The following is a 17,225-nucleotide window of genomic DNA, read 5'->3' on the forward strand; positions in this document are numbered from 1 at the left end:
CATGGATCCACTCACCCTGGACGTCTCCGGCCTCGCCTGCTCGCTCGGGCGGCGCTCCCTGCTGCGCGACGCGTCCCTGAGCGCCGCCGTCGGCGAGTCGCTGGCGGTGACCGGCCCCAGCGGCAGCGGCAAGAGCACGCTGCTCGCCTGCCTCGCCGGGCTGCGCAGGCCCGACGCCGGGACCGTCCGGGTGTGCGGAACCGACCTCGCCGCGCTGCGGCCCGCGAAGGCCGCGGCGTGGCGGCTGCGCACCATCGGCTTCGTCTACCAGTTCGGCGAGCTGCTTCCGGAGCTCACCGCCGTCGAGAACGCCGCACTGCCGCTGCTGATCGGCGGCAGCGCACGCCTCAAGGCGTACGCCACGGCGGAGCGGCTCCTGGACGAGCTGGGTGTCGGCGGGGTCGCGGACTCCCCGGCCGACGTGCTGTCGGGCGGCGAACGGCAGCGGGTGGCGGTCGCCCGCGCGCTGTCCACGCGACCGCCGCTGATCCTCGCCGACGAACCGACCGGCGCGCTCGACGAGTCGGCCACCGACGATGTCTGCTCCCTGCTCTTCGGACTGCCCGAGCGGTACCGCTGCACCCTGGTCGTCGTCACTCACCATCCGCAGGTCGCCCGCCATGCCGACCGGCACCTCGTCCTCCGGACGGAGCGGTTGCTGGACGCATCCGTGGTCGGCGTATGAGCGGCGCCCGGCGCTCCGCCACGGCCCAACTGCTGGCCGTCGGCCGGCGCACGGCCGCCGGACGGCAGGACCCCAGGGCGCTGGTGCAGTCGCTCTGCCTGATACTCGCGGCGACGGCCGCGGCACTGCTGCTGTGGGGCACGCTGGCCAACCACGCCGTGTACCAGGGACGCGACAGCCGTTCGGCGGCCCGGATGCCGGTCGCCGCGGCCTCGGAGGCCGGGGCCGCGGCGTGGTGGACCGACGGGAGCGACAGCCACGGGGACAGAACCTTCTCCGTCATCCGCATCTCGCCGGCCACCCCAGCCGCTCCGCTGCCGCCGGGGCTGCCGCGCTGGCCCGAACCGGGCGAGTCGTTCGTGTCGCCCGCTCTCCTCGAGGAAATGCCCTCGGCCGCCACCCGGTACGGAAGGCAGGCCGGGACGATCTCCCCCGAAGGGCTCGCCGACCCCGGAGAGCTCTTCGTCTACCTCCGGCCGCCCATCGGGGCGGAGACCAGGGCCGCGGGTGCCGGGAGTTTCGGCGTGACCGGGTACGGCGTACCGCACGTCAACGCCGAGTTCTTCACCAGCCAGGGCAGCGCCCGCCCCGAAACCGACCTGTACTGGCTGATGGGGCCCCTGCTCGGGCTGCCCGTCGCCGTCCTGCTGGTGGTCGCGTCCCGGCTCGGGGCGCGGCGGCGCGACCGCCGCCTCGCCGTGCTGCACGCCATCGGCGCAGGCCCCTCCGTACGGGCCAGGATCGCGGCCGGGGAGTGCCTGGGCCCGCTCGCGCTCGGCACCGTACTCGCGGGCGTACCCCTGACGGTCCTCGCGCTGACCGGGGTACGGCTCCCGGTGACCGGCTACGAGATCGCGGCCGGCGACCTCGCACCGCTGCGGATCTGGTTCCCGCTCGGTCTGGTGGCGCTGTGGGCGGCGCTGTGCTCGCTGTTCGCCGCGCTGCATCTGCGGTCGCGGGGCGGTTCCGGCAACCGGCCGCGACCCGCCGGGGACCGGCCTCCGTCCTGGCCCGGGTATCTGTGTGCTGCGGGCGCGGTGTCCGCTCTGTGGGGGGCGATGATCGGGGGCGCCGTCGGCGTCCGGATCTTCATGGCCGCCACCGTCCTGGCGTTGGCCGGCCTGCCCCCGGTGCTCGGCCGGGCGGCGGCCGGACTGGCCGCCCGGCTCACCGGACGCGGCACGGCGGACGGCGGAAAACGGAGCGGCGACGCGGCGCGGCTGATCGGCGGCCGCTGGGCCGCCGCCCACCCCGGGGTGATCGCCCGGGCGAGCGCGGCCCTCGCCGTCCTGCTCGGGCTGCTCGCCCAGATGCAGGTCACCGTCACCGACCTGACGACGGAGGCCCGCGCCGCCACGGTCCTGGCCGAGAAGCTCGACGGAAGGATGGTGCGGGTCTCCAGCGCTCCGGCGGACCCCGCGGCGGCCGAGCGGTTTCTGGCCGCCCTCGCGCCCGGCGACAGGGTGCTGCGCATCACGGAATCGGACAGCGGGCCCCCGGTCCTCGGAGGAACGTGCGAGGACCTGGCCGCACTCGGTCCGCTCACCACCTGCCCGCGCACCACCACGGTGTCCGCCGAGCACCTGTACACGGCCCGCACTCCCCGGACCGAGGCGCTGCGCTGGACGGCCGGAGGCACGATGGGCGTACGGGCCGCGGCCGCGGGCCCCGGACTGATGCGCGGCGCGGAGCAGTTGGTGGTGCTGACCGCCGGCCCCGGGGGCCGGGACCGTGTCGCCGGGGCCGCGTACGCCTCCCTGCGGCAGTCGAGCGTCTCGGTGCCCGGCGAGGAGTATGCCGCCGGATCGAAGGCGCGGGCGCGGATCGCCGACTGGGTCGTACTGGTCGCACTGGCCGGTTTCGTACTGCTCGCGCTCACGGGGGCCGTGGGACTGCTGCACGCCTTCCTCGACCGGGCCGAGGAACTGCGGCCGCTGGCCGGGTACACCTCGGGCGCCCGCTTCCATCTGCGGATCGCCTGGTGGGGCATGGGAGTGCCGATGGGCTTCGCACTGATGCTGGCCACCGGGTTCGCCGCTGTGCTCGCGGGTGTCAACCTCGGTTTTCTGGCCCGGTCCGGCGACTCCCCGCTGGGCCTGCTCGGCGCCGGCCTGGCACTCTCCGCCGTGCTGTGCGCGGCGGCGACCGCGGCCGGCGGACTGCTCTCCAGCCGGTTCACCCACCGCTGGGTGCCCAGTGGTGACTGAACTCGCGGCGGGTCAGACCGGACTGACCGGAAGGGAGCCGAGGCCGGCGCGGCGCAGGGCGATGGAGCCGTAGGCGGTGCGCAGGCGCAGCCAGGGGCCCGCGGAGAACAGGGCCGGCGGCGTCTCTTCCGGAACCGGGCGCAGGAAGCCCAGCGATTGCGCGGCGTGGACGGCCCGCAGGGGCAGATCGGTGTCGCCCAGGGTGCGGGACCATATCTCGCGGCCGATCCGGTCGCGTTCGGCACGGGTGCGCCGTTCCGCGGGCAGCTCCTCGTCGCGGGCGCGGAACTCCGCGACCGCCGCGGACACCGCGGCCCGCAGCTTGTCGGGACCGGGCAGTCCGGGGATCTCCTGCCAGCCGCCGCGCGGCGGGAGTACCCCCGCCCACGGGGGGCCGGTGACGGCCGCCGGGACGGTGACCGTGCCGGCCGTCTCGTCCAGGGACTCCAGGAGTTCGCCGGCCGAGACGGTGGCGTCGAGGGCGACGGGCTCGTCCAGCCGGGCGGTACGGATCGCCAGCACCTCGAAGGACGGCGGGCGCCCGAAGACCGCGAGCGCGCCCCCGCCGGCCTGAAGGCGGACGGCGGCGGCGCGGTCGTAGTGGATCAGCCGGGCCAGGAAGGCGGCGAGGTCCGCCGCCTCCCCGGGTCCGGCGAAGCGAAGGGTCGCCGTCATGCGACGGCGGCCCTCTTGGAGCCTGCGCTGTCGTCGACGTACTCCTGGAGGAAGGAGCGCTCCTCCTCGGTGATGCGCCGCGGCCGCTGCGCCTCGAGGTCGAAGGGCACGACGACGGTCGAGGCCCGGACGTAGACCTGCTCCGGGTCCTTGATCTCGTAGGCGATGGTCAGTGAGGCCGCGCCGATCTTCGTCACCCAGGACTCGACGGTCACCGGCTCGTGCCGGTGGACCAGCGGCCGTACGTAGTCGATCTCGTGGCGGGCCACGACGGAGCCGCCGGAGAAGGACGGGGAGCCGTCCCCCGGCGCCAGCCGGAACATGAAGTCGATGCGGGCCTCCTCCAGATAACGGAGGAAGACCACATTGTTGACGTGCCCGAAGGCATCCATGTCCGACCAGCGCAGGGGGCAGCTGTAGATGTGCCGAGCCAAGATCAGCCCCGGGTCAGCTTCTTGTAGGTGGCGCGGTGCGGACGCGCCGCGTCCGGGCCGAGCCGCTCGATCTTGTTCTTCTCGTACGACTCGAAGTTGCCCTCGAACCAGAACCACTTGGAGTCGCCCTCGTACGCCAGGATGTGCGTGGCGACCCGGTCGAGGAACCAGCGGTCGTGGGAGACGACCACGGCACAGCCGGGGAACTCCAGCAGCGCGTTCTCGAGCGAGGACAGCGTCTCGACGTCGAGGTCGTTGGTCGGCTCGTCGAGGAGCAGCAGGTTGCCGCCCTGCTTCAGGGTGAGCGCCAGGTTGAGGCGGTTGCGCTCACCACCGGAGAGCACACCGGCCGGCTTCTGCTGGTCCGGGCCCTTGAAGCCGAACGCGGAGACATAGGCGCGGGACGGCATCTCGACCTGGCCGACGTTGATGTAGTCCAGCTCGTCGGAGACGACGGCCCACAGCGTCTTCTTCGGGTCGATGTTGGCGCGGCTCTGGTCGACGTACGAGATCTTGACGGTCTCGCCGACCTTGATGTCGCCGGAGTCCGGGGTCTCCAGGCCCTGGATCATCTTGAACAGCGTGGTCTTGCCGGCACCGTTCGGGCCGATGACACCGACGATGCCGTTACGCGGAAGCGTGAAGGAGAGGTCGTCGATGAGGACCTTGTCGCCGAACGCCTTGGAGAGGTTGTTGACCTCGACCACGATCGAGCCCAGGCGCGGGCCCGGCGGGATCTGGATCTCCTCGAAGTCCAGCTTCCGCATCTTGTCCGCCTCGGCGGCCATCTCCTCGTAGCGGGACAGACGCGCCTTGGACTTGGCCTGGCGGCCCTTGGCGTTGGAGCGGACCCACTCCAGCTCTTCCTTGAGGCGCTTGGCGCGCTTCGCGTCCTTCTGGCCCTCGACCTTGAGGCGGGACGCCTTCTTGTCGAGGTACGTGGAGTAGTTGCCCTCGTACGGGTGCGCACGGCCGCGGTCGAGCTCGAGGATCCACTCGGCGACGTTGTCGAGGAAGTACCGGTCGTGGGTGACGGCGACAACGGTGCCGGGGTACTTGGCCAGGTGCTGCTCCAGCCACTGCACGGACTCGGCGTCCAGGTGGTTGGTGGGCTCGTCGAGCAGCAGCAGGTCGGGGGCCTCCAGCAGCAGCTTGCACAGCGCGACACGGCGGCGCTCACCACCGGAGAGGTTGGTGACCGGCCAGTCGCTGGGCGGGCAGCCCAGCGCATCCATGGCCTGCTCGAGCTGGGTGTCGAGGTCCCAGGCGTTGGCGTGGTCCAGATCCTCCTGGAGCTTGCCCATCTCCTCCATCAGCGCGTCGGAGTAGTCGGTCGCCATCAGCTCGGCGACCTCGTTGAAGCGCTTGAGCTTGCCCATGATCTCGGCCGCGCCATCCTGGACGTTCTCCAGCACGGTCTTGGACTCGTCGAGCGGGGGCTCCTGCAGGAGCATGCCGACGGTGTAGCCGGGCGACAGGAAGGCGTCACCGTTGGACGGCTGCTCCAGACCGGCCATGATCTTCAGCACCGTGGACTTACCCGCACCGTTGGGGCCCACGACACCGATCTTCGCGCCGGGCAGGAAGCTCAGGGTGACGTCGTCGAGGATCACCTTGTCGCCGTGCGCTTTGCGCGTCTTGCGCATGGTGTAGATGAACTCAGCCAAGAGAAACCGTCCGGCGTTGAATGATGAGTGGGCAGATACATCCCATCTTGCCGTACCGCCACCCAGAGGCGAAAACGCGATGGTGAGCGACTTGCATCACCCCGCCGACCTGCCACGGTGCGATGCGCGCCCGTCGTCCTCTGTCATCGTTGGTCGCCTCTGAGCACTCTTTCACGGCCCCGCGACGGCCCGGGAACCGGCTCGCTTGCGGGCGGGTGCGGGTCCGGCGGCGCTGCCTCCGCGAGCCTGAGGGTGGGTCTGACCGGCATCGAGCAGCACGGAGGCGCATTTGGTCCAACGCGCTCGGTCGTCGGCAGCGACTGCGATGGTTCGCAGGTGGCCCCGGATCCTCCGGGGCCACCAAGCCGGTGAATCAGCAGACAGAAGGTACTGATGGTTATCGCGCTCGTTCTATGGCTACTGCTGCCCGTCGCCTGGGCCGCGCTGCCCTGGCTGCCTCCGAACCGGACGTTCGGCCGCTTCGTGGCAGCGGTGCAGCTGATGCTGTCCGTAGTGGCCCTCTCCGTCGGAATGCCGGCGGAGAATCTGCCGGCATGGTTCCTCATACCGGGGCTGGTCTCCTCTGTGGCGCGACTGGCGTCTGTGCCCTTGATTCGCCCGAGGAAAGGATGAGCGACGCCGTCCGGCGATGATCTCGACCGGAGGAGACTGCGAACTGTGACCCCCGCTTTAGGAGCGAGGTTGGGTAACCATCGGCGTGACCTGCGGGTTCACGTGCCGTGGTGCAGGTGTATAGGTGCGTTCCGACAGCGGCAGTGCGTGCTTGGTTCCCGCTCCGCACCGTGCCGGTGGCGGGCAGCGGTCAGGTGACCTTCTTGTCTCAGTGGCTCTTCTTGCGGAGCAGGAGGACGCCTGCGGCGCCGAGTGCCACGAACACCCCCGCCAGGCCGACGATCATCGGCGTGGCGCCGGAGGCACCGGTCTCGGCGAGGTCGGTGCCGGCGGACATGCTGCCGGTGGTACCGGTGGCGCCCGCGGAGGCACCGCCCGCCGTTGTCGGGGCGAGCATGGTCGTGAACTGCTCCTGTGCGGGCGCCGAGGTGCCCGCGGTCCGGCAGTCCAGGACGCCCTGGAAGGCCTTCTCGAACCGGTCCGGCCCGGTGACCGTGAGGTCGTAGGCCTGGTCCTCGGTCACCGGAGCGGTGACCGTCCGCGACACCCCGGGCGCGATCGTGTACTCGACGCCCAGCAACTCGAAGGTGAACGGCTTGTCGCCATTGTTGCGCGCGGTGATGTCCACGCCGCCCCCGGCACAGTCCTTCGCCTCGGTGACCGCCGGCGCCGCCCCCTGCTTCGACCAGTTCGTGGTGGCCGCGGCCGTCACGGTCGAGTCGCTCGACCCGGCGAGTATCTGGGTCTGGCTGTGGCTCTCCCCGGAGAGGGCCCGGCCCACCGGCACCGGAGTGGTGGCCTGCACGGTCAGTGCCGCGGTGCCGTCCAGCGCGTCGGCGGGCACGTCGAAGTACAGCCGGCTGCCGTCCTTGACATCGCCGGTGATCTCGGCGCCCGCCTGGTCGACGATCCTGACCCCGGTGACGGACGGGTCGTCGGAAGGGGTGACGGTGACCCGGTCCGCGCTGGTGCGGACCGTGACCGGGCCGATCCTCCGGCCGGGCCTGCCGGAGACGACGCTCGGGTCCAGGGCGAGCGAGGCTCTGGGCTCGGCGAGCTTCTTCGCCTTCTTCTCCAGCCAGTCGGCGAGCCGCTCGGCCTGCGGGTCGACCGCCTCGACCCGCACGTGGTCCGAGTAGCGCCAGATGGCGACCTGGGTCCCGGCGGCCGCCGTCCCGTTGGTGAGCTGCCCTGTGAGGCCTGCCTTCTTGGCCAGCACGTCGAGATCGTTGACCTGCGGGTACGAGTTCTGCAGAATCCAGCGGATCTTGCCCGCGTCGGGGTTGGCGGCAAGCGACGTACCCCTCCAGGGTGTCTCCTGGTACCTCGCCTCGGTCCGCGCCGGATTGTCCATGTCGACGGAGTACGTCTGGAGCGTTCCGCCGTCGTCGACGTCCATCCGGAACAGGCCCGCCTGCACCGTCCTGCCCGCGCCGCCCTCGCGGACGACCGCCTGCCCGGAGGCGTCGGCCTGCAGCCCCCGCAGCGTGGCGGCCGCACCGCCCTCGCCGGGCGCGGACCCGTCGGCCACCGACGCACTGGCGGTGGCCGCGGCGGTACCCGTCACGACCAGGCCCGAGGCCATGACGACGGCGGTCAGGCGGGCAACGGCCCGCCCCCGTACAGCAAGCATGGAATTCCCCTTCGGGCGAGGCTCTGTCACGTGGGACGCGTGGGGGGAGTGCCTCGCCGGCAGACTCAAGTGCTCTGTGAGTACCTGTGGAATCCTATGGACGGGAGCACCCCTGATCCCCCGTCATACCACCGCACAATCATTCCGACTCGCAATCGTTATCCTCAAATCCCTTCCCTCACTGCGGTATCGACATGTCGTCACGGTTCACGAAGGCACAGGCTCCGGCTGTCTCGGACGTTCCGTCAGCATCGGATCGCCCTTCGCCACCCGCCGGAACGCCGAGGTTCCGCGGGACAGATCGTGACCCACCGCCACCGCGTCGATGTCGACCCAGCTTCGCCGCTGCCCGTCCCGGACCTCGTCGCGCACCCGCATCCGGCCGTGCACGACGAGCGGCTCGCCGATCGACACGGACCCCTTGACGTTCACGGCGAGCGAGCGCCACGCCCATACGGTGTAGAAGCTGGTGGGACCGTCCGTCCAGCTCTCCTTCTGCCGGTCCCAGCGCCGCGCGGACACCGCGAACCGGAACCGGGCCACCCCTCCCGAGGCCGATTCCCGGTAGTCCACGTCCGTCGCGACATTCCCCACCAGCGTCACCATGGTCTCGTTCATGACGACCGCCTCCCCTTCCCCGGTCCGGTTGTGCTCGGTTGTGCACGCGCAGTGGTCCCATGCTGGACCGGACGGGGTGTGCCCGCTCGGGGCTGTGGACTACCCACCGGTTGTGGACAGGCCCGTCACACTCGTCACCGCGACGTACTGCTCCCGCACCTCCCGGTACCGCAACAGCTCAGCCGCCACCGGATCCAGCACCATGGCCCGGCCACACCCCTCCGCCGCCTCGCGCAGCCTGCGCTCCGCCTCCCGCCCGTACCGCCGCGCAGGCCCCCGCGCCGCGGCCGCGCACGACCACTCCACCAGCGGCCCGCCCGCGACACCGACCGCCATCACCAGCGCGGGCACCAACAGCCCCGGTTTCAGCACCCCCACGATCTGGCCCACCAGCCACAGCCCGCCGAAGAACTGAAGCAACGTCATCGAAACCTGGACCAGCACCGCGACCGGCCACCAAGCGGGCCGCGGCGACCGCCCCCGCGGCACCCCGACCGACACCGCCAACTGGTCCAGCGCCTCCGGAAGCCCCTCCGCGCCCCGAGCCGCCGCCTCACGCACCGCGAGCGCCCACGGGGCCGGCAGCCCGGCCGACGCCTCGTCCGCGAGCGTACGCACCGCCTGCTCCACCCGCTGCCGGGCGGTGATCTCCGCCTCCACGGGCGCCTGGGGACGTGCCGGCCGGATGTCGCCGCCCGGTCTGACGTTCCGCTGGTACCAGCGGAACAGCCGCAGCCATGGCGTCCCGCAGGCCTTGTTCGCATGCCTGCGCCACTCGCGCTCCGCCGCCTGCCCCGCGGCCGACGCCCCCACCGCCTCCCCGAGCTGCTCCGTGAACTCCTGGCGTGCCCGATCGTCGAGCTCCGGCCGCCCCTCGGCCACGTACACCGGACGCAGGCGCGCCGCGGCCGCGTCCACATCGGCGGCCAGCCGCCGGGCCGCCGCCCCACGTTCCGCCACGAGCCGGCCGAGCAGCTCCCGCAGTTCCCAGACCCCCTCGCCGGTGAGAGCGGACAGCCCCAGCACCGTCGCACCCGGCTCCTCGAACTCGCCGAGCGCCATCCCGTCCTCGTCCAGCAGCCGCCGCAGATCGTCGAGCACCTGGTCGGTGGCCTCACCGGGCAGCCGGTCCACCTGGTTCAGTACGACGAAGGTGACCTCCGCGTGCCCCGCCAGCGGCCGCAGATAGCGCTCATGCAGCACCACGTCCGCGTACTTCTCCGGATCGACCACCCAGATGACGGCGTCCACCAGTGCCAGCACCCGGTCCGCCTGCTCCCGGTGCGCGATCACCGCCGAGTCGAGGTCGGGCAGATCGATCAGGACCAGCCCCTTCAGCGCCTCCTCCGGCTCAGGGCACTGCAGTGGCTTACGGCGCAGCCGCATCGGCACGCTCAACCGGTCGAGCAGTCCCGCCGCCCCGTCCGACCAGGCGCAGGCCACCGGCGCCGAGGTGGTGGGCCGGCGCAGTCCGGTCTCGGAGATGTTCGCCTGCGCCAGGGCGTTGAACAGCGCCGACTTTCCGCAGCCCGTCGGCCCGGCGATCGCCACGACGGTGTGCCGGGAGGAGAGCCGCTGCCGTGCGGCCGCCTCGTCCAGCACCCGGCCGGCTTCGGCGAGGGTGGCGCCGTCCAGCCTGGTCCTGGACAGCCCGACAAGCTCGCGCAGCGCCTCGAGCCGTGCCCGCAGGGGAGCGGCGTACGGTCCGCCGATCGGCTCGTAGGCGTCGTCGAGCCCGTCGTCCTCGTCGGCCGGCTTCCCGAACTCTCCCCGAGCGGCCGCGCGCCGGGCGATCAGCCCGTCGTCCCAGCGGTCTTCGGTGCGGTCGGACACGGCGGTCACCGCGTCACCTCTCCTTCTGCAGTACGGACAGCGCGGCAATCAGCTCGGCCTGCGGTTCCGGCCGTACGCCGAGGGCCTCGATGGGGGCCAGCCGCCGGTCCCGCTCGGCGTTCAGTACGCGGTCGATGTACGTCGTCATCAGCTCGCCCCCCTTGTCGCGCAGCCGCAGCGCACCCTGCGCCCCGATGCGTTCGGCCAGCCGCTCCCCCGCCACGCGCGCCCGCCGCCCCCCGAGCAGCGCCGCGGCGAGCAGCGCGGCCACGCTCTCCGGATCCGGTGCGGTGGCCCCGTCCATCCGCCGCACCTCGTCCTCGGCCAGTTCCTCCAGCACCCGCCGCCAGCGCCGTACGACCACCCCGATCCGCTCCTCCGCCTCCTGGTCCCGCGGGGCGAACGGCACGGCGCCCGCCGCCGGTTCACGGCACCACGCCAGCGCGACCCGCTCGTCGGCGGCGGCCGCGGCGCACTGCAGCAGCGCAGTCAGGTTCCCCGCCAGCGAGTCGAGGAGCTCCCGCGGAGTGCTGTCCAGCGGATGGGCGCGCCAGCGGGCCAGCGCGTCCCCGGCGAGCACTCCGCCGGCCCGGAGCCTCTGCCGTACCCGCTCGCCCTCCCTCTCGTACGCCTCCTCGACCGTCGCGCTGAGCCGTACGGCGGTGGCGTACTGCGCCGCCACAGCCGCGGCCAGCTCCGGCATCCGGACGTTCAGCGACGTCAGCACCCCCGCCGCGGTACGCCCCACCGCCTGCTGCCGGGCCGCCGGGTCCTGCACCCGGTGCGCCAGCCAGGCGCGCAACGGCGCCACCGCCGTGGCCGGCAGCAGCCCGCTGCCGCCGCCCGCGGACTCGGGCAGCTCGGGGATCGTGAACCGGGGCACCTCGCCCAGCCCGGCCCTGGTCAGCAGCGCGCCGTACCGGTTCGACACCTCGCCGATCACCTGGTGCGGCACCCGGTCGAGGACCGTGACGAGCGTCGCGTCGTACTCCTTGGCGGTACGCAGCAGATGCCACGGCACGGCATCGGCGTACCGCGCGGCGGTGGTGACCATGACCCACACGTCCGCCGCGCAGATCAACTCCGCGGCCAGCACCCGGTTCTCGGTGAGCAGAGAGTCGATGTCGGGCGCATCGAGCAGCGACAGCCCGCGCGGCAGGCTGTCCGCCACCTCGACGCGCAGCACCCCCTTGCCCAGGTCCCTCCTCACGTCCCTCCGCGCCCCCAGGATGTCCCTCCGCACCCCGAGGCCCGCCTTCGCCTCCGCCTCCTCGCGGTGCCCCCACGCCCGCGTCAGCTCCGGCAGCACCCGCCCACCCGCGAACCAGTCCCGGTCGTCCGGATGACACACCAGCACCGGCGTCCGTGTGGTCGGCCGCAACACCCCGGCCTCGCTCACCCGCTTCCCCACCAGCGAATTCACCAGCGTCGACTTACCCGCCCCGGTGGAGCCCCCGATGACCGCGATCAACGGCGCCTCGGGCTCTCTCAGCCGGGGGACCAGATAGTCGTCGAGCTGCGCCAGCAGCTCGGTCCGCGTCTGCCACGCGCGCCGCGCTCCGGGGAGGGGGAGCGGGAGACGCACAGCGGCGACACGGTCGCGCAGCGTGGAGAGTGCGTCGATCAGCTGAGGCCGTACGTACATGGTCACCACATGCGAAGAATGCCCAATTTTTTGGGCTTTTTGAAGCGTATGGCGGCCTCTGCGCGCCGATCTGACACGTGGGGCAGACGGGACCGGCGGGGCGCAGGTATAACGAGTGCACAACACCCGCCGCGTGGGACGCAAAAAGCGCTGCGGGATTCATGCCTGCCTGCGATTATCGGTTCGCTTCACCGAACCTCCACATCGTGGCACGCAGGCGAAGCACCCAGGACATGGCGACCGGAGCCCTATCCTTGTCCCGGCAAGGTCACGGACCCACCCCACATCGGGGCTCCCGGCCACCAAGGCCACACACCGGCCCCCGTAGCTCAGTGGATAGAGCAGGCGCCTTCTAAGCGCTTGGCCGCAGGTTCGAGTCCTGCCGGGGGCACCACCCCCGTGCCTTGCCCAACCCTCCCCCGCGGAGGGCTTTTGCGCTGGTGAGGGCCACGCCAGCGGGGGCTGCGCAGTGACGGCGTAAGCGCCGGGCCGCCCACACTGGTCCGCCACCTGCGCCGGCGGGACGCCATCGTTGAGCCAGTTCGTCAGGCAGGTGTGCCGGAGGTCGTACACACGCCTGTCACAGGCCACGGGCCAAAGATCGCGTCAACGCCCGCGTGTAACGTCATCCGCCTCGGACCTCGGAGCACTGGTGGACGAGATCGTTGGCGCTATCGTGCACGCCGTCTTTCGCGGCGTTGCATGGCTCACCATGGACGTGATCGGCGATGTGCTGCTGGAAGGGCTCGTGAAGGCCGTCAAGAGGGCGTTCAGAGCGCTCCGTACCCGCCGCCAGTGCAGGTCGAAACCCAGGCGCGTCGGGGCACAGCAGGTAGCGGACTCGGCTGACCTGGCGAGCAACGGGATCGTCCGGGACCGGCGGGACTTGGTGTCGTCCATGTAGAGGTCAGCTCAGCGGCAATGCCAGCGTCGTACGCGGTCACGTTGGCGTCACGCCACCGTGATGGCCGCTCCGTACCGTTGTGGTCGGCGAAGCTACTCAACTTCGTCCGGGAACTCCAGAGCGCACAGGCGGTCAGCAGCATTGCGGCTTCCGGATTCCCTGACCAAACGAAGTAACACAGTGTCCAGTTCGTGATGGTCTGGCAGCAGGCGTCCCAGGGACGCGCCCACCGCTGGCCGACCGAAAACCGAAAGGACAAACATGCCGATCAAGGCCAAACGGCGAATGTTGTTCGTTGCTGCAACGGCAATAGGCGCAGCAGGGTTCCTCACGGTCCCAGCCCCCGCGCAAGCAGACCCGATGCTCCCACTAGCACCCCCCTGCGAGTATGAGTTTCCTACGGTTCTCATGCTCACACAGGACAACGGTATTACCGTGCAAGTTCCTGTGTCCGGCTCGCCGCGACAATCTGTCGGCCCGGGGAAGGCTATGTACGCCATAGTCGGCAAAACAGCGGGGACGTTCGGCACGACCTACGGCGGAATGAACGGGCGCAACATCAACTTCACCGCACGCTGGGAGCAAGGCCCGGGCGCCGGCCTCACAAACACCTATACGGGCCAAGTGGGCGACGACGGCTTCGCGAGCGGCACCACCAGAAACAACCTGAACAACACGAACAGCTGGCGCTCCAACGAGAAGATGTCCTGTGTATACAAGCCGCCGCCACAACAGAATCCTCCCCCACAACAAGGGAAGCGAATGGCAAGGGTGACAGAGGACGTAGACGTTTACAACGTCAAGAACGAGCCGGACGGTGCCGGGCACGTGATCGGCATCCTGCGCTTGGACCAACAAGTTGAGCTCGTGGGAAGCTGCGCGCCGGAATCCTGGTGCCAGGTCGCCGGAGACAACGTCCCCGGTGGCAACGGCTGGGTTTGGGGGCACCTGCAGCTCTGAGCAGACGCCAAGCAGCACCGGCGCCGGAAGAAGTGAGCTGCACGGGGCCGGGGTTGGGGGCGCGTTTGGACATCGTGGAGAAGCCTCTGCGGCGAATACGCGGTGAAGTGCGCGTCCCCGAGACGACTGTTCCGACGAAACCGCAGGTCAGGGCGACAGTTTGCCTGGACAGGCCGAGCCTCTTCTCAGCGCTTGGCCGCAGGTTCGAGCCCTGCCGGGGGCGCCACGCCCGTTCCATGCCCAGCGCCCTCCGAGCAGCATGGGTGATTCCGGGATCATCCGGGGGACCCTCCGGGCCCAGGCCTGACCGGGTCGCGCTCCCGAAGCGGCGTCAGGCGATGGGCCGCATGCGGCCGCGTCCGAGCCGGCCCGGGGGACAAGGCCCTCGCCCAGGGCGGGTCGAGAAATGAGTGCACGTCACGATGGCTGCCGGACGGGCGCCAAACGTCCGCCTTGAGCCGTCCGAATGGCCCCGGCAGTTCGCTCGCCCTTGCCGGGAGGGCGACGGCCAGGACGCAGACGAGGTGCGCCGCCCTACGGGGCGGCGCACCCTGTTACTCGTGGCCGTGAAGGCCGGCCCTCACTGGGGTGGATACGGGTCGTAGCAGTCCGGAACCGGGTTGTAGAGGACGTTCCAGGTGTCGGGGCCGACGATGCCGTCCTTCGGCAGGCCGTGGCAGCCCTGGATCCACTTGATCTTGGTGAGGGTCCGGTCGCCGAACACACCGTCCACGATGAGCTTCGGTACGCCGCCCCACACATTGGTCAGGCACTGGGCCTGCTCCACCGCCACGCCGGTGTGCCCGTACTTCAGCAGGGGGCGGTACGACGAGGAGACGTGGGAGCACCCTTCAGGCGTCGCGGCCACGGCGGTCTGCGGCACGACGCCTCCGATCGCCCCCGTGGCGAGGAGGGCCGTACCGAGTACGGACACTGTGCGTCGCTTCACACGTCTCCTTGTGTCATCGCTTCGTCGCGGCACCGGCCGAGCGGCCGTCCGCCGCTTGTGGCGGCTGAATGATCACGCGGTGCCGAAGCGCCGCGACGGTGGTTTCGTCGTCGGTGTCCTGGCCGGGCGAATCCCCTGGTCGGCTCGGTTCAGCAGCGTGACGCAGGTCGGCACGGCCCCTCCCCATGAAGAGAGGCACCATCACCAGCCTAATTTCCCATATCGCAGACCGCATTCGGCGACGACCCGACCGGGAAGACGCCTTCACCGAGCAGGCCCCCGGTACTCATTCACAGAACGGGGCACATGGCCGTTCGGCTTGAGAGAGGGGCATATATCGGATCATCCTTGCCTTCGGCGACGTCGGCACGATCCAGATCACCACAGGCCCCGACGGCAGTGCGCGCCGCTCGCCCAAGCCGCCCTTGACGCCGCCACCACCGAACGCACCGTGCTTCCGGGGGAGATCCACCGACGGGGCCCCTCTGGCGCTTTCGCGCCGTTGGCCAGGGCTACGACCATGGCCTCGACACTCCGGCGCGCGCCTACGGGGTCGATGTCGAAGCCTGACCGACCGCCTCGCCCGCGCCAGAACGACCCAATGTGTGCCGTGTCCCGTTTCGCCGGGCACGGCACACGTGCTTGTCCGGCCAGGACCGCCCGTCGCAGGCGAACACGTTTTCCTCAAAACTGAGAAAGATCTCCCGCACAGCCGTCTCGTATCGCTATTCTGCGGGCTCACCCGTCGAGTCGATCATTGGCCCACGACGGGCAATTCCCGCTGCCCGCACACCCGTTGAGGGTGTCGAAGCTCCTCCTTGCGGGCGTACCAGCCCTGCGCAGTGCCGCGCTTCCTCTTGTGCTGCGCTGCCCGCGACCGCTCCGAAAGGCACCACGCGTTATGAGTTCACCCAGAGGGCTCCAGGCCGACGCCCTGGGGACCTTCGACAGTATCGTCATGGCGGTCGCGGGCAGCGCCCCCGCCTACTCGCTCGCCGCCACCACCGCGGTACTCGTCGCCACTGTGGGCCTGGCCGCTCCCGCCGCCCTGCTGTACTGCGCGATACCGATGCTGGGAATCGCCTGGGCGTTCAACTATCTGGGCCGCCTCGACGTCAACGCCGGCGCCAGCTACTCCTGGGTGGGCCGTGCACTGCACCCCTTCCTCGGCTTCCTCAGCGGCTGGGCCCTCGTCATCTCGGCGACCATCTTCATGGTGGCGGGCTCGCTGCCGGCCGGCAGCGCGACGCTGTCCCTCTTCGACTCCGAGCTCGCGGACAACACCGCCCTCGCGACCGTGGTCGGCGCGGGCTGGTTCCTGCTGATGCTGGGCGTCGTCCTGATGGGCGCGAAGATGACGGTGCAGGCTCAGCTGATCATGTCCGGCGTGGAGCTGATCATCCTGCTCCTCTTCGTGCTCGCCGCCCTGTTCACCAGCACCCCCGTCAATGAGTTCTCCTGGTCCTGGCTGGGCTTCAGCCACTTCGACGGGCCGGAAAGTTTCGCCGCCGGCGCACTCATCGCCTGCTTCTACTACTGGGGCTGGGACGTCACCAGCAACCTCAGTGAGGAGACCCGGAACAGCCGCAAGTCCTCCGGTCTCGCCGGACTGATCGGTGTCGGCATCGTCTTCCTGCTCTTCGAGTCGTTCACCATCTCCGTGAACATGCTGCTCACCCCCGCGGAGATCGAGCACGCCGACGCCAATGTGCTGGCCCTGCTCGGCGAGCGCATCCTGCCCGGCCCCGGCGGCGAGCTGCTGATCATCTGCGTGATGCTCTCCACCATCGCGACCCTGGAGACCACGCTCATCCAGGTGACGCGCTCCCTCTTCGCGATGGGCCGCGACCGCACCATGCCGTCCGCGCTGGGCGAGTCGCACCGTCGCTGGCAAACCCCGTGGGTCGCCATCGTCGTCGTCGGTGTCGTGGCCCTCACCCTCTTCATCGCTTCCAACGCGCTCGGCTCTGTGGGCGACATCCTGGAGGACGCGGTGGCCGCGATCGGACTGCAGATCGCCATCTACTACGGGCTCGCGGGGCTCTCGGTCGTCGTCGCGTACCGCAAGGTGCTCTTCAAGTCGCCGGCCAACTTCCTCCTCGGCGGGCTGTGGCCGCTGGCCGGTGCGCTGTTCCTGTTCTGGATCTTCTACGAGTCCCTGGGGGAGCTCGACTCCAGCGCGATCGCCATCGGTGTCGGCGGACTGGCCGTCGGAATCGTGCCGATGCTCTGGTACTGGCGCAAGGGCAGCCCGTACTACCGCCCCGCCAGGCTGGACGCGGCCCGCACCGAGCAACTCGACGAGGAGTACGGACGCCAGGAGCCGGTGTACGCCGCCTCTTCGGGCGACACCCTCTCCACCGATCTCTGAGGAGCAGCGCA

At 70.7% G+C, this 17,225-nt stretch carries 14 protein-coding genes, 1 tRNA gene and 1 pseudogene; 8 read left to right on the forward strand and 8 right to left on the reverse strand.

What is annotated here, in order from left to right; all coding sequences use genetic code 11:
- Position 1: 1 nt before the first annotated feature.
- A complete protein-coding gene (locus ABD858_RS11680) occupies positions 2-685 on the forward strand; it encodes an ABC transporter ATP-binding protein (RefSeq protein ID WP_345036312.1) in 684 nt (227 codons plus the stop codon).
- On the forward strand, positions 682-2,892 hold the full coding sequence (locus tag ABD858_RS11685) for a hypothetical protein (protein WP_345036314.1): 2,211 nt from the start codon (positions 682-684) through the stop codon (positions 2,890-2,892). Before ABD858_RS11680 ends, ABD858_RS11685 begins: the two co-directional genes overlap by 4 nt.
- A gap of 12 nt (positions 2,893-2,904) precedes the next feature.
- On the opposite strand, the gene ABD858_RS11690 is transcribed toward ABD858_RS11685, so the two are convergent.
- From ABD858_RS11690 to ettA, 3 genes are read right to left on the reverse strand one after another with little or no spacing between them, the layout of a single operon-like run.
- Positions 2,905-3,567, reverse strand: coding sequence for a DUF8010 domain-containing protein (locus ABD858_RS11690; RefSeq protein WP_345036316.1), 663 nt, complete (start codon positions 3,565-3,567; stop codon positions 2,905-2,907).
- Positions 3,564-4,001 (reverse strand): acyl-CoA thioesterase, encoded by a 438-nt coding sequence (locus ABD858_RS11695; protein WP_345036318.1) that lies wholly within the window; start codon positions 3,999-4,001, stop codon positions 3,564-3,566. Before ABD858_RS11695 ends, ABD858_RS11690 begins: the two co-directional genes overlap by 4 nt.
- Positions 4,002-4,003: 2 nt before the next feature.
- Positions 4,004-5,668 carry an energy-dependent translational throttle protein EttA gene (gene ettA, locus ABD858_RS11700; protein ID WP_345036320.1) on the reverse strand — a complete coding sequence of 555 codons (1,665 nt, stop codon included), beginning with the start codon at positions 5,666-5,668 and terminating at the stop codon, positions 4,004-4,006.
- A 393-nt stretch (positions 5,669-6,061) separates the two neighbouring features.
- On the opposite strand from ettA, the gene ABD858_RS11705 reads away from it, so the two are divergent.
- Positions 6,062-6,301 (forward strand): hypothetical protein, encoded by a 240-nt coding sequence (locus tag ABD858_RS11705; RefSeq protein WP_345036322.1) that lies wholly within the window; start codon positions 6,062-6,064, stop codon positions 6,299-6,301.
- A gap of 208 nt (positions 6,302-6,509) precedes the next feature.
- On the opposite strand, the gene ABD858_RS11710 is transcribed toward ABD858_RS11705, so the two are convergent.
- The 4 genes from ABD858_RS11710 to ABD858_RS11725 form a co-directional block, all read right to left on the reverse strand.
- A complete protein-coding gene (locus ABD858_RS11710; protein ID WP_345036324.1) occupies positions 6,510-7,934 on the reverse strand; it encodes a TQXA domain-containing protein in 1,425 nt (474 codons plus the stop codon).
- A gap of 207 nt (positions 7,935-8,141) precedes the next feature.
- Positions 8,142-8,552, reverse strand: a complete 411-nt coding sequence (locus ABD858_RS11715; protein WP_345036326.1) for a single-stranded DNA-binding protein — start codon at positions 8,550-8,552, stop codon at positions 8,142-8,144.
- Positions 8,553-8,651: 99 nt separating this feature from the next.
- On the reverse strand, positions 8,652-10,394 hold the full coding sequence (locus ABD858_RS11720) for a GTPase (RefSeq protein ID WP_345036328.1): 1,743 nt from the start codon (positions 10,392-10,394) through the stop codon (positions 8,652-8,654).
- A gap of 4 nt (positions 10,395-10,398) precedes the next feature.
- Positions 10,399-12,030, reverse strand: coding sequence for a dynamin family protein (locus ABD858_RS11725; protein ID WP_345044451.1), 1,632 nt, complete (start codon positions 12,028-12,030; stop codon positions 10,399-10,401).
- A 318-nt stretch (positions 12,031-12,348) separates the two neighbouring features.
- On the opposite strand from ABD858_RS11725, the gene ABD858_RS11730 reads away from it, so the two are divergent.
- The 3 genes from ABD858_RS11730 to ABD858_RS11740 all read left to right on the forward strand — a co-directional run bounded on the left by ABD858_RS11730 (position 12,349) and on the right by ABD858_RS11740 (position 13,894).
- Positions 12,349-12,424: transfer RNA gene (locus tag ABD858_RS11730), tRNA-Arg, on the forward strand.
- A gap of 258 nt (positions 12,425-12,682) precedes the next feature.
- Positions 12,683-12,934: a hypothetical protein gene (locus ABD858_RS11735; protein WP_345036330.1), complete on the forward strand. Its 252-nt coding sequence runs from the start codon at positions 12,683-12,685 to the stop codon at positions 12,932-12,934.
- Positions 12,935-13,342: 408 nt separating this feature from the next.
- The gene (locus ABD858_RS11740; protein WP_345036332.1) at positions 13,343-13,894 is read left to right on the forward strand and encodes a hypothetical protein; all 552 of its coding nucleotides are present in this window, start codon (positions 13,343-13,345) and stop codon (positions 13,892-13,894) included.
- A 580-nt stretch (positions 13,895-14,474) separates the two neighbouring features.
- Here the strand turns inward: ABD858_RS11740 and ABD858_RS11745 are convergent.
- Positions 14,475-14,843 carry a peptidoglycan-binding domain-containing protein gene (locus ABD858_RS11745; RefSeq protein ID WP_345036334.1) on the reverse strand — a complete coding sequence of 123 codons (369 nt, stop codon included), beginning with the start codon at positions 14,841-14,843 and terminating at the stop codon, positions 14,475-14,477.
- A gap of 353 nt (positions 14,844-15,196) precedes the next feature.
- On the opposite strand from ABD858_RS11745, the pseudogene ABD858_RS11750 reads away from it, so the two are divergent.
- Together ABD858_RS11750 and ABD858_RS11755 are read left to right on the forward strand one after the other, a co-directional pair.
- Positions 15,197-15,413: pseudogene (locus ABD858_RS11750) on the forward strand (TerD family protein); the annotation flags it as partial.
- A 331-nt stretch (positions 15,414-15,744) separates the two neighbouring features.
- Positions 15,745-17,214 carry an APC family permease gene (locus ABD858_RS11755; protein ID WP_345036335.1) on the forward strand — a complete coding sequence of 490 codons (1,470 nt, stop codon included), beginning with the start codon at positions 15,745-15,747 and terminating at the stop codon, positions 17,212-17,214.
- The last annotated feature ends 11 nt before the right edge of the window (positions 17,215-17,225 follow it).

It is taken from the genome of Streptomyces sannanensis, assembly GCF_039536205.1.
In the GTDB taxonomy this organism is placed as follows: domain Bacteria; phylum Actinomycetota; class Actinomycetes; order Streptomycetales; family Streptomycetaceae; genus Streptomyces; species Streptomyces sannanensis.